At 70.4% G+C, this 22,462-nt stretch carries 20 protein-coding genes, 1 pseudogene and 1 riboswitch; of the genes and pseudogenes, 4 read left to right on the top strand and 17 right to left on the bottom strand.

What is annotated here, in order from left to right:
* Nucleotides 1-90 precede the first annotated feature (90 nt).
* The 11 genes from ACQPW6_RS25530 to ACQPW6_RS25480 form a co-directional block, all read right to left on the bottom strand.
* Entirely contained in the window at nt 91-1,227 is a 1,137-nt protein-coding gene (locus ACQPW6_RS25530; protein ID WP_433892006.1) for a hypothetical protein, read from the bottom strand.
* Nucleotides 1,228-1,322: 95 nt separating this feature from the next.
* Nucleotides 1,323-2,465 carry a hypothetical protein gene (locus ACQPW6_RS25525; RefSeq protein WP_433892005.1) on the bottom strand — a complete coding sequence of 381 codons (1,143 nt, stop codon included), beginning with the start codon at nt 2,463-2,465 and terminating at the stop codon, nt 1,323-1,325.
* Between the two features lie 215 nt (nt 2,466-2,680).
* Entirely contained in the window at nt 2,681-5,170 is a 2,490-nt protein-coding gene (locus tag ACQPW6_RS25520; RefSeq protein ID WP_433892004.1) for a hypothetical protein, read from the bottom strand.
* A 31-nt stretch (nt 5,171-5,201) separates the two neighbouring features.
* A complete protein-coding gene (locus ACQPW6_RS25515; RefSeq protein WP_433892003.1) occupies nt 5,202-6,986 on the bottom strand; it encodes a phosphate ABC transporter substrate-binding protein PstS in 1,785 nt (594 codons plus the stop codon).
* A complete protein-coding gene (gene pstA / locus ACQPW6_RS25510) occupies nt 6,983-8,320 on the bottom strand; it encodes a phosphate ABC transporter permease PstA (protein ID WP_433892002.1) in 1,338 nt (445 codons plus the stop codon). The genes ACQPW6_RS25515 and pstA overlap by 4 nt, the downstream gene beginning before the upstream one ends.
* Nucleotides 8,321-8,371: 51 nt before the next feature.
* Entirely contained in the window at nt 8,372-9,397 is a 1,026-nt protein-coding gene (pstC, locus tag ACQPW6_RS25505) for a phosphate ABC transporter permease subunit PstC (RefSeq protein WP_433894655.1), read from the bottom strand.
* Nucleotides 9,398-9,711: 314 nt separating this feature from the next.
* On the bottom strand, nt 9,712-10,098 hold the full coding sequence (locus ACQPW6_RS25500) for a DUF1508 domain-containing protein (protein WP_433892001.1): 387 nt from the start codon (nt 10,096-10,098) through the stop codon (nt 9,712-9,714).
* A gap of 386 nt (nt 10,099-10,484) precedes the next feature.
* On the bottom strand, nt 10,485-11,183 hold the full coding sequence (locus ACQPW6_RS25495; RefSeq protein ID WP_433892000.1) for a PH domain-containing protein: 699 nt from the start codon (nt 11,181-11,183) through the stop codon (nt 10,485-10,487).
* 280 nt (nt 11,184-11,463) lie between these two features.
* Nucleotides 11,464-12,588 (bottom strand): hypothetical protein, encoded by a 1,125-nt coding sequence (locus ACQPW6_RS25490; protein WP_433891999.1) that lies wholly within the window; start codon nt 12,586-12,588, stop codon nt 11,464-11,466.
* A gap of 2 nt (nt 12,589-12,590) precedes the next feature.
* Nucleotides 12,591-13,526, bottom strand: coding sequence for a lactate/malate family dehydrogenase (locus ACQPW6_RS25485; RefSeq protein WP_433891998.1), 936 nt, complete (start codon nt 13,524-13,526; stop codon nt 12,591-12,593).
* Nucleotides 13,523-14,761 (bottom strand): phosphotransferase, encoded by a 1,239-nt coding sequence (locus ACQPW6_RS25480; protein WP_433891997.1) that lies wholly within the window; start codon nt 14,759-14,761, stop codon nt 13,523-13,525. The genes ACQPW6_RS25485 and ACQPW6_RS25480 overlap by 4 nt, the downstream gene beginning before the upstream one ends.
* 160 nt (nt 14,762-14,921) lie before the next feature.
* Here ACQPW6_RS25480 and ACQPW6_RS25475 point away from each other — a divergent pair, with 160 nt between their 5' ends.
* Nucleotides 14,922-16,184, top strand: coding sequence for a transcriptional regulator (locus tag ACQPW6_RS25475; RefSeq protein WP_433891996.1), 1,263 nt, complete (start codon nt 14,922-14,924; stop codon nt 16,182-16,184).
* A 6-nt stretch (nt 16,185-16,190) separates the two neighbouring features.
* Here ACQPW6_RS25475 and cutA read toward each other — a convergent pair whose 3' ends face one another.
* The 5 genes from cutA to ACQPW6_RS25450 all read right to left on the bottom strand — a co-directional run bounded on the left by cutA (nt 16,191) and on the right by ACQPW6_RS25450 (nt 20,395).
* The gene (cutA, locus tag ACQPW6_RS25470) at nt 16,191-16,529 is read right to left on the bottom strand and encodes a divalent-cation tolerance protein CutA (protein ID WP_433891995.1); all 339 of its coding nucleotides are present in this window, start codon (nt 16,527-16,529) and stop codon (nt 16,191-16,193) included.
* A gap of 41 nt (nt 16,530-16,570) precedes the next feature.
* A complete protein-coding gene (locus tag ACQPW6_RS25465) occupies nt 16,571-17,494 on the bottom strand; it encodes an aldehyde dehydrogenase family protein (RefSeq protein ID WP_433891994.1) in 924 nt (307 codons plus the stop codon).
* Nucleotides 17,487-18,920: an aldehyde dehydrogenase family protein gene (locus ACQPW6_RS25460; protein ID WP_433891993.1), complete on the bottom strand. Its 1,434-nt coding sequence runs from the start codon at nt 18,918-18,920 to the stop codon at nt 17,487-17,489. Before ACQPW6_RS25460 ends, ACQPW6_RS25465 begins: the two co-directional genes overlap by 8 nt.
* 5 nt (nt 18,921-18,925) lie before the next feature.
* A complete protein-coding gene (gene deoC, locus ACQPW6_RS25455; protein ID WP_433894654.1) occupies nt 18,926-19,921 on the bottom strand; it encodes a deoxyribose-phosphate aldolase in 996 nt (331 codons plus the stop codon).
* A gap of 171 nt (nt 19,922-20,092) precedes the next feature.
* Complete coding sequence (locus ACQPW6_RS25450; protein WP_433891992.1) at nt 20,093-20,395, bottom strand: hypothetical protein; 303 nt, start codon at nt 20,393-20,395, stop codon at nt 20,093-20,095.
* A 61-nt stretch (nt 20,396-20,456) separates the two neighbouring features.
* On the opposite strand from ACQPW6_RS25450, the gene ACQPW6_RS25445 reads away from it, so the two are divergent.
* Nucleotides 20,457-20,714 carry a hypothetical protein gene (locus tag ACQPW6_RS25445; protein ID WP_433891991.1) on the top strand — a complete coding sequence of 86 codons (258 nt, stop codon included), beginning with the start codon at nt 20,457-20,459 and terminating at the stop codon, nt 20,712-20,714.
* Nucleotides 20,666-21,013 (top strand): annotated as a pseudogene (locus tag ACQPW6_RS25440) (XRE family transcriptional regulator); the annotation flags it as partial. The gene ACQPW6_RS25445 and the pseudogene ACQPW6_RS25440, both read left to right, overlap by 49 nt.
* A 39-nt stretch (nt 21,014-21,052) precedes the next feature.
* Here ACQPW6_RS25440 and ACQPW6_RS25435 read toward each other — a convergent pair.
* Nucleotides 21,053-21,445, bottom strand: a complete 393-nt coding sequence (locus ACQPW6_RS25435; RefSeq protein WP_433891990.1) for a hypothetical protein — start codon at nt 21,443-21,445, stop codon at nt 21,053-21,055.
* Nucleotides 21,446-21,639: 194 nt separating this feature from the next.
* Here ACQPW6_RS25435 and ACQPW6_RS25430 point away from each other — a divergent pair, with 194 nt between their 5' ends.
* The gene (locus ACQPW6_RS25430) at nt 21,640-22,266 is read left to right on the top strand and encodes an ATP-binding protein (protein ID WP_433891989.1); all 627 of its coding nucleotides are present in this window, start codon (nt 21,640-21,642) and stop codon (nt 22,264-22,266) included.
* A gap of 120 nt (nt 22,267-22,386) precedes the next feature.
* A riboswitch (guanidine-III (ykkC-III) riboswitch) is annotated at nt 22,387-22,445 on the top strand.
* The last annotated feature ends 17 nt before the right edge of the window (nt 22,446-22,462 follow it).

Below are 22,462 nucleotides of genomic sequence, written 5' to 3'. Positions count from 1 at the left end.
GCGTGGTACGCGTGCGGCCCTGCCACCTGGGGGGTGGCAGGGCACTGGCTGTCCGTGCTGGTCAGCGGGTTGACCGCCGAGCCCGCACGGCTAGTTCGTGGTGAACGCGAAGGTGATCTTCACGTTGCTCTGGTCGCCGGTGAGGACGAGCTTGTGGCTCCCGTGGGAGAGGCAGGCCGGGATGGTCAGCGTGTAGCCGGTCACCGAGCCGGCCGCGTCGGAGGTGGCCGGCGCGAGGTCGACGGGGAAGGCCCCGAAGAGGGCCTTCGTGACGGAGACGCCCACCGACTCGCCGCTGCCGGGCTGGAAGCCCTTCGCGGAGACCGTGATCTGCTGTCCGGGGGCCAACTGCGGGGTGGCTCCCAGGACGGTGCCGTTCGCGTCGGTCACCGTGATCGACGGTGCGTTGACGAACGTGTAGGTGAGCGTGCTGTACGCCTGCGCGTAGGCGAGCTGGTCGGCCGGGACGAAGGTGGCGCTGTAGGTCCGGACGTTCGGCGCGGTGTTGGACGGCGGCTGGATGCTCGCGACGCCGTTCACGACCGGAACCGGGTCGCCCACCACGGTCACGCCGCTGTCCGCGGCGAACTGCACGACGCCGGGCACGCCCGCGGGCACCTTCGCCGTGAGGGTGAAGGGCTGGCCGACCTGGACGTGCTTGGCCGGGCTCGCGGTGAGCTTGAGACTCGTCGCGATCGGCGTGGCCTGGCTGGAGACCTTCCAGGTGTCACCGGTCACCGTGATGAAGCCGGTGGACGCGGGGTGCTCGGGGAAGGCGTCCGGGTCGGCGTTCGCACAGGTCACGTGCACCGGGTAGGTGCCGTCCACGACCGGGAACCCGATGACGTCGAAGGCGGTGGCGATCGACCGGACGATGACGCCGTCGCCCTCGGCGGCCGGTACCTGTGCGGTGACCGGGGCGTGGGAGTAGGGCGCGCCGCTGGTCAGGTTGCCCACCAGGGTGGACTCCTCGCCGTCCGACATGACGAGGGACACGTTGAGGGCGTCCCGGTAGTCCGTCGGGCAGGCCTTGCTGACGGACACCCGTGTGAACGGCGAGGCGTCGTCGATGCTGGTACCGCGAGCGGTGAGGGTGACCTTCCCCGAGGTCGCCGCCGTCGTCGCGGTGGCGGCACTTGCGGTGCCGGTGCCGGCGAGCACCGCGCCGGCACCCATGGCCAGCCCGAGCGCGCTGACGAGCACGCCGTGCATTCTCCGTCTGTTCATCTGCTCCCCCTGAGGAGTCGTTGCGAGTGATGCCGCTGCGTCGTGGTGCGGGGTGCGGCCGGGCGCCCCCGGGGGCGCCCGGCCGGGTGATCAGGTCAGACGAGGTCGCGACCGGCGAACAGCGTGGTGCTACCGCAGTTGGCGGTGTCCGTGCCGAAGCCGTACTCGTTGATGTACGTGGTGGTGGCGTCGTACTTCGAGGTGCACACCTTCGAGGTGCTGCCGACGAAGGCGGTCTTGATCTTGGTCTCGGTCAGACGGCTGGTCTGGATGACGTTGAAGACCTCACGGTGAATCGGGAACGAGGCGTTCAGGTTCCCGCTCGAGAGGGGCTGGACGCTGTTGACGGTCTCCAGCACGGCGCCGTTGCGACGGTCGGTCACGCCCGGGAGGGAGCGGCCCTGCGCGATGTGCTGCGCGATCGAGAACGGCATGACGTCCTCGGAACCGTCCGCCGCGACCGTGCGCTGCAACGCGTTGCCGTTGTGCTCCTGGACCGCGGCGCCGTTCTTGGCGACATCGCTCACGCAGGACGGCAGGGAGGTGGCGCTGAAGCCCAGCGTCGACGCCCAGAACTTGCGGGTGCCGGAGCCGGCCTGCGGCACCAGCGGGTGCACGGTGATGCCGTTGATAGTCGGGAAGGTGCCGGCCGGCAGCGGGTTGCCGCTGGTGTCCAGGCAGTTGTAGACGCGGTTCAGGTCGAAGCCGGCCTTGAGGGCGTTGGTGTTCGCCGTCGCCGAGAAGGTGAGGTTGGCGGGCAGCGTGCTGCCGGTCTTCACCGCACCGGTCACCGCGTCGATCGCGAACGGGATGAAGGTGAACTGGCCGGTGGCGTTCGGGGCGGAGGAGGAGCGAGCGAAGTCCAGGCAGTGCGAGGCGGCAGCGATGTCCGCACGCAGCGCGTTGACACCGGCGCCGGAACCGTCAGGACGGTTGATGCCCGTGCAGGTGGTGCCGGTGGCGCGGGTCGTGATGGTGGACGGCTGCGGCGTGGCGTCGTAGGACGCGATCAGCTTGCCGTCCGAGCCGGACGGCGGGGTGGCGTCGAGGATCTGGCCGGTGCCCGTGCCGTTGGCCAGACCGTTCACCACGTCCTGCGTGGTGTCAGAACCCACACCGACGAGGGTGCGGTGGACCGTCGTGGCCGGGTCGGCCTGAGCAGCACCGGTCACGACAGCGACACCGAGGGTCGCGGCACCGACAACGATCGCCGCCCGCTTGGCGAATTTCACGTTCACTGTATTTCCTCCGAATTGACGCGGATGGAATTTCCAGACGCGTGATAAACAAGGAGAATTCGTTTCCCCTGTCGAGGCCCGGTCCATCAACCGAGCCACGAGTATCCTGTCGAACCGGTCAAGAAGTGGCAACCAAATTGACCGCCCCGGAAAAGTGAACACCAGGTATTCCGAATTCGCCTTTAATTTCCTTCCAAGGGGCGTCCAAGTCCCGGTCAGGCAGGCTTATTTCCTCGGAAGGGGATCAGAGCGCGCCCGGTGCCCCGGATGGTGCCCACGCGCATCAGCAGCGGGCCGGCGAGCGAACCGAAGATGCCGGCGATCAGCACGATCAGCAGCACCCAGCGGACGGCGCCGAGGATCGCGCCCGGCGTCTTGCCGCCGGTCTGGGCGACGTTGCTGACGGGGGGTGCGGCACCGGGGCCCCCGCTGGAGCCCTTGCTCGTGCCGCCGGCCGCGGCGGCCGACGACGACGGGGACGCGGACGGCGAGCCGCCGGTGCTGGAACCCCCGGTCGCCGTACCGCTGCCGCCGCCGCTGGCGCCGCCACTGCCGTCGATGCCGGTCCCGCCGGTCCCGCCGGCGCCTGGGCCTCCGCCGGCAGAACCGGTGCCACCGGAGTTCGAACCGCCACCGGCGGAGTCGTCGGGCGGCGTGGTGGGCACCTGCCCGGCGATCAGCGCCGACGCGGCGTCGAGCGCCTGGACACGCTGACTGGGTGTCAGCGGTGCGTATCCGGGCGGCAGCAGGCCGAAGCCGATGCCCTGCTTCTGGCCGGCGCCTGCCGCGTAACGGATCAGCGTGGCGTAGGTCTTGCGCTGCGTGGCGCTCAGGGTGGTGGAGGCGGCGGCGTAGCTGACGGTGGTCAGGGGGTAAGCACCCGGGGTCTTGAGGGCCGGGTTCGCGTCCAGGACGCCCGGGACCTTGCTGGGCTTCATCCCGTTCACCGCCTTGGTCAGCGCGTCCACCGTCGGGGCGACGAACTGTCCGTCTGCATTGAGGAGTTCGGCGGTGCCGAGTCGGTAACGCGCGGCGCTCGCGGCGTCGGTCAGCCCCATGATGAAATGCTGGCCCGTCCTCTGGGGCGAAGCCTTCACGAACGCCGGTGGGCTCAAGGTGGCGTCGACACTGACTACCCCCCCGTTGTTCGCCTTACGAACTGTCCTGGCGTTGTCGCTCAGGGTGTTGCCGAGGGGATTGATAGCCGGGGCAGTGATCTGCAGGTCGGGCGCCTGCGGATCGGGCGTCCAGACCGTCGGATCGGGCTTCGGGAAAGCAGGAGGAGTGGTGTGGGCCGGGTCCAGATCCAGGAAATAGCGATTTATCACCGCACCCCAGGGGTCGGGCTTTCCCGCAAGAAAGTTCTTCGCGTCGGGGTCGGAGCGCAGCCATTGCCACAACTGTGAGGCCGAATCGCTCCCATCCTGCGGGACAACAAGACCAAATTCGTCCCCACAGGAACCGCCCAGGTAATACGGAACGTCCGGATTCAGCTTCTTGAACTCGGGGTCACGCTGCAGGCTTTCCGCATTTTTCGCCGAGAGGTTGCCGTAGTTAACCGTGTTGGGCACATGCGGAATTTCGCATTTGTAAGACTCGGTCAGCATTTTCGCGACAAGACGTGCGTTCAGACGTATTTGCGGTATTTGTCGTGATGATCCTTCCACTTGGACGTTGTAGCCGATGACGAGCCCGGAGACCGCCATCGGTGCATGGACGACTGGTGCCACATCCGGCTGCGGCTGGATCGGATTCTCGACGAAGGCGATCCCGGCCGTACCCGTATTCGGACCGGTAATTTCACCACGGGAGACGTCTTCTGACTGCGGAAGGTAACCAAAGTTGATCTTTTGGCCGGTGGTACACAGCGTCGGCGTCCAGGCATACATCGCCTCGCCCACCAGCGCGGAGCCGATGGTGGGCTGCTCGTCCTGGCCGATCGGACAGACGGACTCGGTCGGATCGAAGTCGAGGCGGAAGACGATGCGCTGATTCCAGTTTCCGGCAGACAGAGGAGAGGAATTGAGGCCGAGGGTTCCCGGGTCCGAACCGTCAGGCTCGTGGAGACCGCGGGGCACGACGACGAGCCAGCACGGCTCGAGCGCCTGACCTGTCTTCGTCACCGAGCCACATCCCAGGATCCCTGAATCGTTCGCAGCCTCAGCCTGGAAGATGGTCTCGCCGTCGCCCTTGTCGTCGGTTGTGGCCAGGTCCTGCTCGTTGGTCGCGAACGGGGTGAAGAACTGGTTGACGTCCGTCGAACTGTCACCCTTCACGGTGGTGAAGGGAATCTCGTGGGTTGTCGGCTCCCCGGGATCCGACGAGACCACGTCCCGGCTTGCGTTCTGCACGCCCGAGTTCGGCGACGGGTTTCCGAATTCGCACTGCTCAGGGGTCGGCCCGTTTGCCGCATTGCCCCAGCACTGCATGATCTGGAGGTAGTTGCCGAGAAAGGCACCACTCGCGACCGCGGACTGCGCCCCGCCCGTCCAGGTCACCTTCAGCCCCTGGGTACGCAGGTTCTTGGTCTGCTCGACCGTCACCTTCAGGTGGGAGAAGTCGTCGTACGTCCCCTTGGTGCCGGACTTGGTGACCGCCGAGCCGGCGTCGGCCGCGTGGGCCTGGCCGCCGCCCGCCGACGGCGGCAGCAGGACCAGGCCGACGGCGGCGGTCACCGCCGTGAGGAGTCCGCCGAGGCGGACCATCAGGACGCGCCTCCGGGCGGGTCCGGGGTTGCTACGCGCGGCCATCACGCCTCCCGTTCCTGGTCAGCCGCCTGGCGATGGTGGGTGGGGCGAGGACGACCAGGAGCAGCGCCAGGGCGGAGAGGCCCATCAGCCAGGTCCGCATGCCCCAGAAGGTCTCGTTGCCGACCCCGACGGTGGAGGCGACGATGTCCTGGTTGGCGCCGGTGCCGCCCACGTCACCCGCGGGCAGTCCCGTGTCGGGGTCGACGGTCTGGCCGGCGCCGCCGGTTGTGGACGTACCGCCGGTGGTCGTGGCGCCGGTCGTGCCGGCGGTGGTTCCGCTTGTTGTGCCACCCGTGGTGGCGCCGGTCGTGCCTCCCGTGCCGTTGCCACCCGTGCCGCCGGTTCCGTTGCCACCCGTGCCGCCGGTGCTGCCGGCTCCGTTGGAACTTCCCCCTGTGCCGGTGGCGTTGCCACCGCTGCTGGAGCTGCCGCCGCCGGACGAGCCGTTTGCCTGCGGCTTGACCGGGGTGGGCTGATGGATCGCGCCACCGGTGCCGCTGGCGCACTGCGTCGGACCCTGCTTGTCACATGCCTGGGGGTACGGCGCGTTCTTCGCCAGGGTGTTGGTGGTGCTGCTGCCGTTGGTGGAGAACGTGGGGTTGTGGCAGCCGGCCAGGTTGATGTTCTGGGCCTGCACTCCTGGGATGCGTTTCAGCTGGTCGAAGCCGGCTTCCACCAGGTTCTTCGGCAGCGGCGAGAAGCCCAGCGGCTGGGCCTGGGCCTGCCCTTGGCACAGGAAGTAGTACCCGAACGCACCGAGTGTTCTGCCCTTGTCGGTGGTCAGCGGTGACTCCAGCTTGGTCGGCAGGATCATGTAGCTGTAGCTGGAGAGCGGGTAGGTCCGGGCGTCCCGGTACTTGTAGACGTTGTCGAGGATCTGCGTCAGGTACTGGACCGAGTTCTTGTTCTGGTTGATCTGCGCCTGCGTCAGTGCCACGGCGACGTTGGACGCGGTGGGCTCGGTGTAGTAGCCGTCGGCGTTGAGCACCTTGGCGACCGGGAAGCCGGTGGTGACGGCGTACGAGTACTCGACGTAGGTGATGGCGCCCTCGGCGTAGTTCTGCCGTGTGTAGGCGGACACGCCGAGCGATCCGCTCTGGGCGATGAAGCCCGATCCGGGGACCGTCGGGTAGCTCGACGTCAGCCCGCACGGGACGGGCTTGCCGACCCGCTTGCAGTAGTCGTTCCACAGGCCGCTCTGCTGCTTGGACATCCACAGCGTGAACTGGGCGGTGGTGCCGGAACCGTCGGAGCGCACGACCGGGATGATCTTGCGGGCCGGGAGGGTGAGGCCGGGGTTGTCGGCACCGATCTGCTTGTCCGACCAGTTGGTGATCTTGCCCGTGAAGATCTTGGCGAGAGTGCTGCCGCTCAGGCGCAGGTTGGTGACCCGGTGGCCGCCGATCTTCAGGTTGTACATGAAGGACGTGCCGCCGGCGGCGATCGGCATATAGGCGTAGCCGCGGCTGGGCGGAGGTTCGCGCACCCCGAAGTCCGTGGTGCCGTAGGGGATTTCGGACACCGCGAAGTCGACGGTGTGGTTGGCGAACTGGGTCCGGCCGTCGGACGAGCCGGTGCCCGCGTAGTCGACGGTCATGCCGTACTTCTTGACGCTCGCCTGCCACTGGGTGATGGCGTTCTGGCTCCAGGTCGAGCCGGCGCCGCTGATCCTCGCGTACGAGTCGGCCTTGGCCGGCGGTGCCTGACCGAGGAACAGCAGCGAGATCAGCAGTGCGGCCATGGCCGCTGCTGCCGCCCTTATCCTCTTCACGTTCCGTCAACTCCCTGAGCAGGTTGGATTGATGTGGTGCGAAAGGCGGCAGCGGGTGGCGGGTAGCCGTCGCGCGCCGCGGCCCGTTCGGTGAACCGGCGTGCGTCCCGGCGGGAGGCGACGACCCTGCGGTGGGTGCCGCGCCTGCTCAGCTGGCCCGCGTCGCGTCCGCCGATGATGCGGGCGACCGCGAAGAGCACCAGTACCAGCACCAGGAGTACCGAGGCGGCACCGAAGCCGCGGGAGATCATGGCGGGTTGGGGGGATTTGACGAGCTCGAAGGTGGCCAGCGGCAGCGAGACCATCGGGTTCTTCGAGGGGTCGTAGTTGGTGCCGATGGCGTAACCGGCCGTCAGCAGCACCGGGGAGGTCTCGCCGATGCCGCGGGCGGTGCCGAGGATGACCGCGGTGGTCAGACCGGACCGCGCGGTGGGCAGCACCACATGCCACACGGTCCGCCAGCGCGACGACCCCAGGGCGTACGACGCCTCGCGCAAAGTGCCGGGCACGAGCCGGATCACCACGTCCGAGGCGCGGATGATGATCGGCAGCATCATCACCGAGATGGCCAGCGCCGCCGCGAAGCCCGACTTGGGGATGCCCGCCGAGAGGATGATGGTGGCGTAGATGAACAGGCCCGCGACGATCGACGGCAGCGCGGTCATCGCCTCGACGACGGTACGGACGAAACGCGCGTAGCGTCCGGGCACCTCGTTGAGGAACACCGCGCAGAGCAGGCCGATCGGGACGGTGAGGACCAGGGCGATGGCGATCTCGATCAGCGTGCCGACCACCGCGTGCCTGATGCCGCCGTCGGACAGCGGTTGGAGCGGCCCGGTGGTCGACATGTCCTGGGTGAAGAAGTTGAGGTGCGGCAGCGCCTTGCGGCCTGACCACAGCGTGTAGACCACGACGAAGACCAGCGCGACCAGCAGCAGCGCCGCGATGCTCTGCACCACCGTGGAGGCGATCTTGTCGCGCACCGCGGGACCGTCCTCGTCGAAGGAGGCCAGCAGCGCGTACAGCGCGAGGAAGAGCACGTACCAGCAGACGACGAAGCCGAGTCCGCCGCTGAACGGCGAGAGCCTGGCGAAGAGCAGCCAGGTCAGGGAGAGCGAGGCGACCGCCGCGCCGAGCAGGCCGAGCACGTCGGTCTGCCGGATCGTCGAGGTGGACCGGCGCCGTTCCGACCCGGCGGCGGCGTCCTTGACGGGCGTGACGGTGGCCGGCAGGGCGGTGGCCGAGGGGGCCGGGTCGGGGGCCGCGGGTTCACCGGGGCCCCTGCTGGGGCCCGGGCCCGGTATCGCGCCGAAGGCGTTCGCGTCCGTGGTCATGCGGAAGTGCTCTCCTTGCTCCGCCGATTGCTCGGCTGCTCGGCTGCTCGGCTATTCGGCGGTGGCACCGGAACGGCTGCGGGCGACGATGGACGAAGCGGCGAAGTTGACCACCAGCGTCACCAGGAAGAGGGCCAGGCCCGCGGCCATCAGCGCGGACGTGCCCAGCGGGCTGGCCTCGCCGTACCGCAGCGCGATCAGCGAGGAGACCGAGCTGCTGCCGGCCTGCAGGATGTGCGGCTGGATGGCGAACACCGGGGAGATGATCATGTAGACGGCGATGGTCTCGCCGAGGGCCCGTCCCAGGCCCAGCATGGTGCCGCCGATCATGCCGCCCTTGCCGTAGGGCAGCACGACCGTGCGGATCATGCCCCAGCGGGTGGCGCCCAGCGCGTACGCGCCCTCCCGCTCCCCCACCGGGGCCTGCGAGAACACCTCGCGGATGATCGAGCAGATGATCGGGGTGACCATCAGGGACACCACGATCCCGGCGATGAACGAGGACGCGGTGTAGACGGTCGCGGTGGCCAGCGGGTCGTGCGGATCGGCGCCGTTCACCTTGAACAGCGGGATCCAGTCGAAGTAGGTGGACAGCCAGCGGGCCAGGCCGATCACCTTCCCCTGGAAGAAGAACAGCCCCCACAGGCCGTAGACCACCGACGGCACGGCGGCCATCAGGTCCACGACGCTGACCAGGGTGCGGCGCAGCCGGGCCGGCGCGTACTCCGAGATGTAGAGGGCGGTGCCGATCGCCATCGGTATCGCGATCAGGATGGCGACCATCGCGATCAGCAGCGTGCCGATCATGACCGCCGCGATGCCGAAGTGCCCGGCGTCCGGGTCCCATTCGGCCGTGGTGATGAAGCTCCAGCCCGACTTGTGCAGCGCTTTTCCGGCCCGGTAGAGCAGGAACCCGCCGACCAGCAGCATGATGGCGAGCACCACGCCGCCGCCGGCCCGCGCCACGCCGCGGAAGAGCCGGTCGGGCAGCCCGGAGTCGGCATGCAGCCGCCGCGGGCTGTCGGCTGGGGGCCCGTCGCCCTTGTCGGGCTCGCCGGTTCTCGCCAGTGTTCGCATCGTCACGGATTGACGCTCATGGCCCGCGATGGCCGCATCCGCAAGCCGATGTGAACAACAGCACCCGTAGGGGCAACTTCGGCGACGGCGGGGAACCTTGGGTGGCGTACCGGAAAACGGAGCCGCCATCTCCGAAAAGCGGACGGCCACGTTCCGCCGCGGGGTCACCGCGGGAGGGGAACGTGGCCGTCCGGTGTCGGCTGCTGCTCGGCCTGCCGCCGGGACCTGCCCGGTGTCCGGCCGGGACCTGCCCGGTTTTCGCGCTGTTTCGCTCAGTTCGGCCGGCGGTTCCGGCCCGTTCCGGGGCCCGCGGCTCAGTTCGCGTCGTCCCAGGGGACGCACTCCGCCGCGCCCAGCCCCAGCAGTGTCAGCCGGAACCGGTCGTACGCGGCCTGGCAGGTCGAGTGCCGTTCGTAGGCCCGGGCGGACACAGCTTGCACACCACCGTCACTGTCTCTTAACCGCCAGATCCAGCCATTCGACTCCGCCGCGTGCTGTACTCCACCCGCCAGTCCCTCCGCGTTCTCGCACAACGCCTCGAATGCCGCCCTGCAGGCGGCGTCGTCGGGATACGTGTTCGCCCCGAGCGCGATCACCCGGCCGTTGTTCGCGGTCAGCCGCCACGAGTGCCACCCGTCCGCGTCGATGTCGATCTGACAGCGCGTCCCCAGAACACTCGCCCCACCGATCTCTCCTGCCATCTGCCGCAACCCCACCCCTGAAGCCCTCTTTGTCGATCACGTCGAGGAAGGCCGCACGCGCGGTAGATCGTGCGGCACGGGCAATGTATGTGGCGCCAGATAATTGAGGGTTGCCTCACAGGATGCTCACGGGATCCTTCACCGCGAAGTTGCCCCTTGTTAATCATTGGTCGCTAGGGGTGACGGTGAATGTGTGCCGCAGGTACCGAGGAGAGGCGGGTGGGGCGCGTGGAGTGGGTGAGGCGCGCAGGTGGGGGGCGTGGGAGCGCGCACAGCGGGGGGCGCGGCGGCGGGAGTCCGGTATGCGCCGGTACGGCACGCTACGACCAGGGCTTACGTTGTCATGGCCACCGGGACGCCGGCCGGTGGGACGCCCGCGGGGCCCGTCAGCCGCCGACGGCCAGCAGGACGACCAGGGCGACCACGCCGGCGACGGCCGGCGCGATGATCTCGTACGACCAGCGGACGTCCGGCTGCGGCTGGTCGGCGGCGGCCGCCGGGTGCTCGCGGGCCTCGCTCAGCTCGCGCAGCTCGGATACGGCCTGGTCCGACCACGAGTGGACGGGGGCGTCAACGGCGGCGGTCGCGGCGGCCGTCGCCGCCGAGGTGCGGGTGCCGGGGATCCGCCGGGACGAGCCGCCGAACGGGTCCTCCGCGCCGCGCGCCTTGGCCCGCGCGGTCTGCCGGGCGGCCCGCTTGCGGGCCCGCAGCGACACCGGGATCGCCCAGATCTGGAACTTCCTGCCGCCGGCCAGCATCTCGGTGGAGTACGAGGAGCGGATCGCGTCCACGCCCTCCCACGGCACCTCGATCGTCCGGAACGGGTTCCGCACCCGGATCTGCCGCGGATTGGCGAAGACGGCGGGCCGCAGCGTGAACCCCACGATCAGCGGCAGCGCGATCAGCAGCGCGGCGATCCCGATCCAGGGCGTGTGCCCGTCCCCGCGCACGATGGCGTCCCCGCCGAGCCACCCGGCAACCACGATCAGCGCCACCCCGGACACCAGCCCGGCCATCGACCGATAGGCCCGATCGGCGTACGTCGGCTCCCCGGGGGGCGGGGTGGGGGTGTGCTGACTCGTCATAACGCCCGATTGTGCCTGACCGGGGGGCGATGGGGGATCGCGCCCCGGTGTCAATAAAGCATCACCTCCCCGGGACCCCCGGGATTTCCGCCCCGGCGGGGCCATCCGGTGCACTCCGGACCACCCGGCGGGTGGGGGCCTGTCGCGCCCGCGCGGCGGCAGCCGCACATCAGATGCAGCCCCGCTACCCCTGGGCGCGCTGGCCGGGGCGTGAGACCTTCGCCCGGGGCTCGTGGGATCCCCGGCCAGGGCAGGAACCGCCGGGGTTGTCCTCTCCCGGTCAAGCGCCCTCGGCGAGCTTGGCCAGGAAGTCGGCGTTCGCGGTCACGTCGTGGCCCAACACCACCGAATGGTGCGGGAGCGCGGCCAGTCGCTCGGTGACCGCCCGGCGGGCCTCGGCCGTACCACCGCCATCGACGCGGGCCAGCCCGAACACGTCGGGGTACCGGTCCTCGGTCTTCCCGCTCATGAAGTCGTGTGCACTCAGGCCCCGGCCACCCTCTGCCAGGGCAGGAGAAGCGTCCGGCTCCATACGGGGGAACAGCAGCGCGACGGCCCGGCCGCCGGTCGCCATGCGCAGTCCGAACCAGGCGGGGAACTGGTCGGGGAAGACCTGTACCTTCAGCTCCCGGTTACCGTCCCACAGCGGCGTGCGGCTCCCGGCCAGGAGCGCGTCCGTGACCTGCTGGTCCTGGGTGGGGTGCAACGTTTCCCCGGCCTCCAGTCGCTCCCTGGCCACGTCGTACCAGCCGAGCCCGTCGAGCAGCCCCAGCCCGAGGGCGGCGGCCGAAGGCCACGGCAGCACCCGCACGCCGCCGGTGTGGTCCGAGCGGACGAATACCCGGTCGTTGGCCAGCAGCTCCCATCCGTGGCAGGCGGCCAGGGACACGGCGGTGGTGGTCTTCCCGGCGCCCTTGGAGCCAAACGTGAGGACCACCCGCTCGTTCTGGGCGGCGGCGGAGGCGTGCAGAACCGTCCACCCGGCTCGCAGCAGCACGCCGCGCATGGCTTCGCGCGCCAGGCGGGCGGTGGCGGTGGCCACGCGCTCGGTGTCACATCCGTAGATCGTCAGACGGCCGGCGGGGGGCTCGGAGCGGTAGGCCAGGGCCTCGTCCGGGGACACAGCGGTGATGACGTTCTCGGCCTCGTCACGGGCCACCAGTGTGTGTGCCCGCGCGTACATGACGCTGGAGTTCGGGGCGTCGGTCACGCTCGCGGCCACCTCCGCGTACTGGTCCGGGTCCACGTCGGCGCAGATCAGCGGCCCGGCGCAGATCTGCTCGGCCGGGATCTCGACGGCGTCCCACCACGGCCGGACGTAGCGGCTGCACCAGTCGGTCACGGCGCGCGTGGCGGAGGTGACTGTCACGGTCGCGTGGGCGGCGTGCAGTCGGGTGGCGTACATGGTCACAGGGTCCTCACTGTCGGGAGCGGGTGGGGTAGTTCGCCGCGCAACACCTGGTAGGCGGCGCGGAGTTTGGTACGGGCAGCGTCGAACTGGCGGGCCTCGGTGTCGTCCAGGGCAGGCAGGCACGGGATCGGGCGCCCGGCGATGAAGCTCAACGGAACGCCCAGCCAGCCGTCCTGGTAGGGCACGGCCAGCTCCACCAGTCCGTCGTCCACGCCGAGCACCAGGCGCAGTGTGGTGACGACCGCCCCGGCCGGACCGGAGCGTGTGCGGCCTATCCCGGCGTTGATCCGGCGGGGGCGGGCGGCCAGTTCATCGCGGACCTGTTGGAGGGGGACGGGGATGACTTTGCCGTAGACCGTGGTGGCGGAGGCGCACACCACGGCGGCGTCCCCGTGCTCGCCGATCACGTGGCCGTTCACCGCGCCCAGCGGCACGTCCAGCAGGCGGGCCAGGGTGAGCCGGTAGCGGGCACTGTCCAGATTGGAGCCGATGCCGAACACCCGGCGGCAGCCGGAGGACTCGGCGAACAGGCGGGTCATCAAGTCCACCGGATTCGTGACCATCAGCACCGTGCCGGTGTAGCCGTGCAGGGCGGCACCAAGAGCGCGGATCACGGGCGCGTTGGCCCGCGTACCGCCCATACGCACGTCTGTGGTGTTCGTATTGGGAAAGCGGACGCGGACGGCGACCACCACGGCCTGGCAGTCCACCAGGCCGGCGAGAGGCGCCGCGTGCGGACGTACCGGGGAACCGACCGCCGCGCGCATGTCGTCCAGGTCGGCCGCCAGGGCGGCGGCCTGCTCAGGTGTGCGTGATGCCACCAGCAGACGGGTGCACAGGCCGGAGGCCACCAGCGCGCCCGCTGTGGCCTGCCCGACTGCCCCAGCCCCGACCACGCCGACCACCGCGACCGGGGGCGCCGACGGCGTCACGAGGCCACCGCCTGGGCATGGGCCAGCGCGTGCTCCCACACACTGCGCAAGTCCGCGCCGGTCGCCAGGTCGGCGCTCACGGCATCCACCAGGGTGCCCACCGCCTCGGCACGGTCCACCAGTGCAAGGCCCTGGGCGGGCAGAGGCAGCGCGGACGGCGCGGACAGATACGTGGACAGGATGTTGGTGGTGTCTATCAGCCACAGCGCCAGCAGCTCCCGCAGCCACACCCGCCGCGCCTGGCGGGACAACCGCAGCACCTGCCCCGCCGCTAACACCCCGAGCCCTTCGACGACCTGCCCGGCCGTGGCCGCACCTGGCTGACAGGACGCCAGGAACAGCACGGTGCGGCTGATCAACTTGGCGACATCCGCCGTTGTCCCTGCCCGTAGCAGGCCCGGGTCCAGCAGCACCGGCCGCTCCTCCGCTCCGTCCGGGAACACCACGTGCTCCGGCTTCAAGTCCCCGTACGCCAGCGTCGTGGGCGTGGTCGGCGGCAGTGTCATATGGAGCCTCTGCAGCCGGTCGACGGTGGGGCGCAGCAGCTCCACCACCGCCTGGCGCTGGTCCGGTTCGCACCGTTCAGCGCCCAGGCGGTCCAGGTACACCGTCCCGGTCAAGCCGTTGAACTTGCGCAGGAACGTGCCCGCGATGCTGCGTTCCCCGATCACCCCAGCGGGCTCCAAGCGGCGGACGACGTCCAGCCGGCGCAGGGGGCGCAGCTCGGCCAGCGGCAACGCCAGCAGTTCCGCCGCGTCGCCGGGCCGCACCAGCAGCAGTTCCCCCAGGGACGGGCCGGTCACCGGCTCGGTGAACAGCACCCCCCGGTGCACTCCCGCCAGTTCGCACATCCGGGGACGGCCGAGTCCGGCCAGGAGCCGGAGCTGGGCGGCCTCCCGCACCAGCAGGCCGTCTGCCCGCGCCTCGTAATCCTGCTGTGCCTGGAGCACGTCGGGCCACCTGCCGCAGGCTCCGAGCAGCAGAGACACCAGGGAGACGCCCAGGACGGACACCTTCGCGTATAACTCCCGATCGCCGACCTGGAGTCGGTGCACGTAACTGGTGACGCTCGGTACATGCTCCGCCAGACGCACTGGCACGTCCGGCCACAGATCGGCGGCGGCCCGACGGATCTGCTCGCCGGCGTACGCGAACACTTCCGGGACACTGGGCTTGGTCAGAGGTTCGGGCAGGGTTGGACCGGGCAGGGTCGGGCTGGGAATCAGGGTGGTCACGAACGCCTCCTTCACGTGTCAAGGAGTGGGCACATGACTAGTTCAACGAGCTGACGGACCCCGCCGGGAGAGCCGGAAAGGGGTGCGTTTCCTGGCAGGGGCCAGGTTGGGGGGCCAGGATGAAAAACGCCGGATCACGCACGACGCTTGGGGGCGGCGCATGATGAGCCCGGACGGCATCGGCCACCTGTTACGTGGTCTCCGGGAGAAGGCCGCTCACACCAGACGCGAGCAGGCCGAGCACTTGGAGAAGGTCAGCGGCCGGTACGTCGACCCGGACAACATCAAGCGGTGGGAGACGGAAAAGCGTCTGCCCGTTCCGGATCGGCACGACCTGATCGCCATCGGGTACGGGATTCCCGTGCAAGAGGTCAAGCGGGCGGTAGCCGCCAGTCGGAGGTTCCGCAAGGTCGTGTCAACATCGGTACTACTGGATGACCAGGAGGAGGTTTCCCCCGTGGAGCGACGAGAATTCCTCGGAGTGTCGATCCTGGCCGCCGGGATGGCAGCCGAGCCATGGGGACGGCTCGCTGTCGCGGTCGCCGGTCCCAGCGTGGACAGCGAGGAAGCGGACAAACTGGTGGCCGCCACAGCGGAGATGTTCGTCAGCGAACACCATCTCCCCGCGCGGCTGCTTGCCGACCGCCTGGGCGGACACCTCGAGACCCTGACGGCGCTGATCCCCCGGTCCGGCCCTTACCGCCAGGCGCTGACCGTAGCGGCCGGAGAGACGGCAGCGCTGGCGGGCTGGGCCGCCTACGACCTGGGCGACATGGACACCGCACGGAACTACTACAAGACGGCGGCGCTGGCGGGCCGGGAGGCCGGACACCCGGCGGTCGTCGCTCTGGCCATGGGCTACGCCTCGTACGCGGTAGCGGCGGACAAGGCCCGCGACATGCTCTCCGCCGCCCAGGAACACGTACGCGGGGCAGGGTACGCCGCTGCCCGCTCCTGGCTGGCTGCCCGCGAAGCCGAAGAGGCCGCCGCCATCGGCGACCGGGAGGGCGCCGTGCGCGCGCTGGACCGGGCAACCACGGCGTTCGACTACGCCGACCCCGACGCCGAGCAGGCATGGGTCCGCTTCTACCAGCGTTCCCGCCTGGATTCGCTGATGGTGTCCACGTACGCCCGGCTCCGCCACCGCGACCTGGGGCAGGCCGCCGGGGAGGCGCTGGACCATCTCGGCGACGATGACTCGAAGGTGTCCATCGCGGTCCTGTCGGATGTGGCCACCGGCTACATCCTGTCCGGAGACCTGGACCAGGGCGTGGCGGTGGGGCGGCGCTTTGTGGAGGCTGCCGCAGCGACCCGCACGACCATGGGGCGCGAGCGCCTGGCGTCCCTGGCCGCGCTGTTGCCCGAGCAGCACAGCGCGGCAAGGGAGTTGGACGAGCACATCCGCGCCGCGCTGGTCGCCTGACGCGGGTCAGCTCCGCTGGGTCTCCTCGCTCACCCATGTCAGGTAGGCGTCGCTCCCGTGGGTGATGGGCGTGGCGACGATCTCCGGGGTGTCGTAGTCGTGTACCTGCTTGATGTGCTTCTCCAGTTCCGGGTACCGCTCGGCGGTCGTCTTGTAGAGCACGCGCCATTCCTGGTCGGTCTGCACTGCGCCGTTCCACCGGTAGACGCTGGTGATCGGCCCGTCGATCTGGGCGCAGGCCGCCACCTTGGCCTCCACAGCGCTGCTCGCGAGGGCCTTCGCCTTCTCGGCGTCGTCGGTCGTGGTGAGGACGGTCAGGTACTCGGCCACCGTGGTCTCCTTCATGTGCGGCTGCTGGGCACCGTACCCGGAACGCTGGTGGCCGGTCAGACGCCGATGGGGTGCCAGACCGTCTTCGTCTCCAGCCACGCCGTCAGGCGGGAGGTGCCCGGGTCGGCCTGCCAGGATTCGGTGGGGGCAGGGCGGCGGACGCGTTTGAGGTTGTCGGCTGCCGCCTCCTCCAGGGTGGTGGCCAGCTCGGGGGTGGCGCCGGTCAGGTCCAGGGCGTTGACGTCCTGGTGGGCGGCCAGGGGGGTGGCCAGTTCGGCTGTGCGGCCGGAGAGGATGTTCACCACGCCCGCGGGGACGTCGGAGGTGGCCAGGACCTCGGCGAAGGACAGGGCGGGGAGCGGGGCGCGCTCCGAGGCGATGACCACTGCCGTGTTGCCGGTGGCGATCACCGGGGCGAGCACCGAGACCAGGCCGAGCAGGGACGACTCCTGCGGGGCCAGTACCGCGACCACGCCCGTCGGCTCCGGTGTGGACAGGTTGAAGTAGGGGCCGGCCACCGGATTGGCGCCGCCCACCACCTGGGCGATCTTGTCCGTCCAGCCCGCGTACCAGACCCAACGGTCGACCGCCGCGTCCACCACGGCCACCGCCTTGGCCTTCGACAGCCCCTCGGCGTCGGCCACTTCGGCGGCGAACTGCTCGCGCCGCCCCTCCAGCATCTCCGCGACGCGGTACAGCACCTGCCCGCGGTTGTACGCCGTCGCGCCCGACCAGCCCGCGACCGCCTTGCGCGCGGCGACCACCGCGTCCCGCGCGTCCTTGCGGGACGCCAGCGGCGCGTTCGCCAGCCAACCGGCCGCGCCCTGCCCGCCCTTGGCGCCCTTCGTACCCTTCGCCGCGCTCTTGAAGTCCGTCACCTCGTACACCCGGCCGCTCTCGCTGCGCGGGAACTTCCCCCCGACGTACAGCTTGTAGGTCTTGAAAACGCTCAGCCGCGTCTCGCGCGCCGTCTCAGACATCGAGGTACCCCTCCAGGCCGTGCCGGCCGCCTTCCCGGCCGTAGCCGGACTCCTTGTAGCCGCCGAACGGCGAGGTCGGATCGAACTTGTTGAACGTGTTGGCCCACACCACCCCGGCCCGCAGCTTGCTGGCCATCGACAGGATCCGCGACCCCTTCTCGGTCCAGATCCCCGCCGACAGCCCGTACGGCGTGTTGTTCGCCTTCTCCACCGCCTCCGCCGGGGTGCGGAAGGTCAGCACCGAGAGCACCGGGCCGAAGATCTCCTCCCGGGCGATCCGGTGCGCCTGGGTGACCCCGGTGAACAGCGTCGGCACGAACCAGTAGCCCGCCGACGGCAGTTCGCACGCCGGCGCCCACCGCTGCGCGCCCTCCGCCTCGCCGGCCGCCGCCAACTCGCTGATCCTGGCGAGCTGTTCGGCGGAGTTGATCGCCCCGATGTCGGTGTTCTTGTCCAGCGGGTCACCGACCCGCAGCGTGCTCATCCGCCGCTTCAGCGCGTCGAGCACCTCCTCCTGCACCGACTCCTGCACCAGCAACCGCGAGCCCGCGCAGCAGACATGGCCCTGGTTGAAGAAGATGCCGTTGACGATGCCCTCGACCGCCTGGTCGATCGGCGCGTCGTCGAAGACGATGTTCGCGGCCTTGCCGCCGAGTTCGAGCGTCACCTTCTTACGGGTGCCGGCCACCGTTCGGGCGATGGCCCGGCCGACCTCCGTCGAACCGGTGAACGCGACCTTGTCCACGTCCTCGTGCGCCACCAGCGCGGCGCCCGCGTCGCCGTACCCGGTCAGGATGTTGACCACACCGCGCGGCAGGCCGGCCTGCCGGCACACGTCGGCGAAGAACAGCGCGGACAGCGGGGTGGTCTCGGCCGGCTTCAGGACGACGGTGTTGCCCGCCGCCAGCGCCGGCGCGATCTTCCAACTGAGCATCAGCAGCGGGAAGTTCCACGGGATGACCTGGGCGGCCACGCCCAGCGGACGCGGATCGGGCCCGTAGCCGGCGTAGGAGAGCTTGTCGGCCCAGCCGGCGTAGTAGAAGAAGTGCGCGGCCACCAGCGGGAGATCGACGTCCCGGGTCTCGCGGATCGGCTTGCCGTTGTCCAGCGACTCCAGGACGGCCAGCTCGCGGGACCGCTCCTGCAGGATCCGGGCGATCCGGAACAGGTACTTGCCGCGCTCCGCGCCGGGCAGCGCGGACCAGGTGCCGAACGCCCTGCGGGCGGCCTTCACCGCGCGGTCGACGTCCTCGGCGCCGGCCCGCGCGACCTCCGCGAGCACCTCCTCGCTCGACGGCGAGACCGACTTGAACGAGGTGCCGTCCGCGGCGTCGGTGAACTCGCCGTCGATGAACAGCCCGTAGGACGGGGCGAGATCGACGATCGCGCGGGATTCCGGCGCGGGGGCGTAGTCGAAAGCTGCCATCGTGATCAGTCCACCGTCACGTAGTCGGGGCCGGAGTACCGGCCGGTGCTGAGCTTCTGACGCTGCATCAGCAGATCGTTGAGCAGGCTGGAGGCGCCGAAGCGGAACCAGTCCGGGGACAGCCAGTCGTCGCCGAGCGTCTCGTTGACCATCACCAGGTACTTGATCGCGTCCTTCGACGTGCGGATGCCGCCGGCCGGCTTCACGCCGACCTGGACGCCGACGGCGGCGCGGAAGTCGCGGACCGCCTCCAGCATCAGCAGGGTGTTCGGCGGGGTGGCGTTGACAGCGACCTTGCCGGTCGAGGTCTTGATGAAGTCCGCGCCGGCCAGCATCGCCAGCCAGGAGCAGCGGCGGATGTTGTCGTACGTCGACAGCTCGCCGTTCTCGAAGATCACCTTGAGGTGGGCGACGGTGCCGTCCGGGCGGGCGCACGCCTGCTTGACCGCCTGGATCTCCTGGAAGACGTCCAGGTAGCGGCCGGACAGGAACGCGCCCCGGTCGATCACCATGTCGATCTCGTCGGCGCCGGCGGCGACCGCTTCCGCGGTGTCGGCGAGCTTCACCTTCAGCGCGGCGCGGCCGGAGGGGAAGGCGGTGGCCACGGAGGCGACGTGGATGCCGGAGTCGCCGAGGGCCTCCTTGGCGACGGCGGCCATGTCGGAGTACACGCAGATCGCGGCGACCCGGGGGGTGCGGGGGTCGGTCGGATCCGGGTGCATGCCCTTGGCGCACAGCGCCCGGACCTTGCCCGGGGTGTCCGCGCCTTCGAGCGTGGTGAGGTCGATCATCGAGATCGCGAGGTCGATGGCGTACGCCTTGGAGGTCGTCTTGATCGACCTGGTGCCCAGGGAGGCGGCGCGGGCTTCGAGGCCGACCGCGTCGACGCCCGGCAGGCCGTGCAGGAAGCGGCGCAGGGCGCTGTCGGAGGCGGTGACGTCCGCGAGGGCGGTGAGCCGGCCGGCGGCGGCGGGGTCGTATGCGGGTACGGCGGAGAGCATGGTCACCACACCACCATATCTACGCGCGTAGCAACCCGCCCACCCGGGGTCCCCGCTTTTTTCGCGAAACGGCCGCCCGGGCGAGGCCGACGGGGGCCGCTCGCCGCGAGTGGTGCGGCCTGGCCCGACCCCCGGCCGGTCCTGGGCTGCCTCACATCACGCTGCCGCACATCACCCGGGCTCCTCGCCCTCCGTCCCACCGGTTACGAGGGCAAGCAGGCGCGGGTCCGCGTACACCTCTGCGGTGTGGCGCCACTGGGTGAGGAGGACGGCGATCGGCGCGCGATCGTCAAGCGCCACCGTGTCTCGGGCCGCGGCGACCAGCTCGTTCAGGAACGTCTCCAGGTCGTCGGCGGACAGGAACGTGCTCCACGGCAACGCGCCGGGCAGCGCGTCCCGCAGCGCGCCGACGTTCTCGGTACGTGCCAGCCCGGCCAGCCGGCGGGTGGCCGGGTCGTCATCGGCCGAGATCATGACATCGACAGTAGTCCGGAGAGGGCGCTCCGGGAGGCATACCTGGTCTTACGCTCGTCGGATGAGCCAGAACCGATTAGAGGTGGCGCGAATCGAGCGCGTTGAGGCCCGCTTCGCGGTAATCGATCAGGTGAGCCGGGCCGCCGGGACAGCGGCCACGGATGCGCCGGTCGCCGCGTCGCCCGTGGAGGACGCGGCGATGGACACGTATCTGGACGCCATCGACACCGCTGTCGCCCGGCGCGGTGCGGCGGGCGGTGCCGACAGATGTTCACCGGCCTGCACTACGCGGTGGTCCTGCAGCACGCCAACCGGCTGACCGTACGCAGCCTGCCCGGCTCCTCGGACTCACCGCTGACCATGGACCCGACTGTGGACGGCAACGTCATCACCGGAACCTGGGTCGAACAAACGGCAGAGGACGGCCATTACCGGGGCGCCCGCTACCACGGCGCCATCCAGCTCCTCGCCGAACCCACCGGACGCCGGCTGACCGGCAAATGGGTCGGCTTCGGCACCCAGATGGACGTCAACACCGGCCCGTGGGAACTGGTCTTCCAGGACGCCTCGACCAACAAGGCCACCCTGGACAGCTACAACCGCCGCCCGGCCCCCTGACCCGCGCCCCCTTCGGGGCGCCGGCCGAGCGCCCGGCTCTCAGCCCGGGAGCAGACCCGTCGCCGGGCCCACGAGCGGGAGGGTGGAGAGGGAGGCGCCGTGGGTCACCGGGTCGGTGGCGGCTGAGGTCGAGAGGGGCTTGAAGTCGGCGATCTGGCCGCCGATCGCGTTGTCCAGGGGGTCGACGCCCGTGTTGGAGAGGGGGTCGAGGGTCAGGTGGGTGACGGGGGCGATGCCCGCCGCCGTGGCGCCGGTGAGGGTGCCGGTCACCATCTGGGTGGGCAGGGCGCCGGTTACCGAGCCGGTCGGCAGCGCGTCCGTCACCGCCTGGGTGGGGAGCGGGGCGGGCGCTGCCATCGCCGCGCCGGCCGGGACGGCGGTGGCCGCCGCGGCGGTCAGGGTCAGGACGAGCGCGGAACGGAGCGAGGGCATGGCCACACCTGGTCCTTCTGGTCGGGGTGTACATCGGTCGGGGTCGTTGCTGTTGCGGGCCGGGGGTCGGCGGAGATGCGAACCCGTCGCCCATCGTGTCTCTCCGTACTACAACGACCGCTCACCGTAGTTGTCACACCAAGACCCGTCCCACGGGTCGTCCCGCGTGCGCGGATGCGGGAGAATCGTCTTCCGTGAGTTCATCCCGCCGTGCCCGCGTGATCCTGCTGTCCGGCCCCTCCGGGTCCGGCAAGTCCTCGCTCGCCGCCCGTACCGGGCTGCCGGTGCTCGCCCTCGACGACTTCTACAAGGACGGCGACGACCCGTCGCTGCCCGCGCTGGCCGGCGGCGGCACCGACTGGGACTCCCCCGCCTCCTGGAACTCCGCCGCGGCCGTCGCCGCCGTCGCCGCGCTGTGCGCGGAGGGCGCCGCCGACCTGCCCGTCTACGACATCGCCGCCAGCGCCGCGACCGGCGTCGCCCGGCTGGACCTCGGCGGCGCCCCGGTGTTCGTCGCCGAGGGCATCTTCGCCGCCGAGATCGTCGCCGGCTGCCGCGAGCTCGGCCTGCTCGCCGACGCCCTGTGCCTGCGCGGCCGCCCGAGCACCACCGCCCGCCGCCGGCTGCTCCGCGACCTGCGCGAAGGCCGCAAGTCGGTCGGCTTCCTGATCCGCCGCGGCTGGCACCTGATGCGCGCCGAACGCGCGATCGTCGCCCGGCAGAGCGCCCTGGGCTGCCATCCCTGCGCCGGCCCCGAGGCCGCCGCCCGGATCACCGCCTGCACCGAACCGGCCGACGCCGCCGTCCCCGTCGAGGCATGATGCCGGTCCGGGCCTGATGCCCGTCCGGGCCTGATCCCGTTCAGACCCGGCCCCCGCCGGGACGCGATCGGCACACAACCGACAAACCGGGCGTGCTACCGTCGATCACAGGCCGTGTGCGTGATGCCCCGGCCCCGGACGAGATGTGCGCCGTACCCGGTCTGCCAAGACGACGCTCCTGCTGAGGAGGAGTTGT

This window comes from Streptomyces sp. CA-111067 (assembly GCF_050956065.1).
In the GTDB taxonomy this organism is placed as follows: domain Bacteria; phylum Actinomycetota; class Actinomycetes; order Streptomycetales; family Streptomycetaceae; genus Actinacidiphila.
The sequence above is the reverse complement of the archived record's forward strand: the minus strand, read 5'-3'. Positions and strand labels throughout refer to the sequence as shown.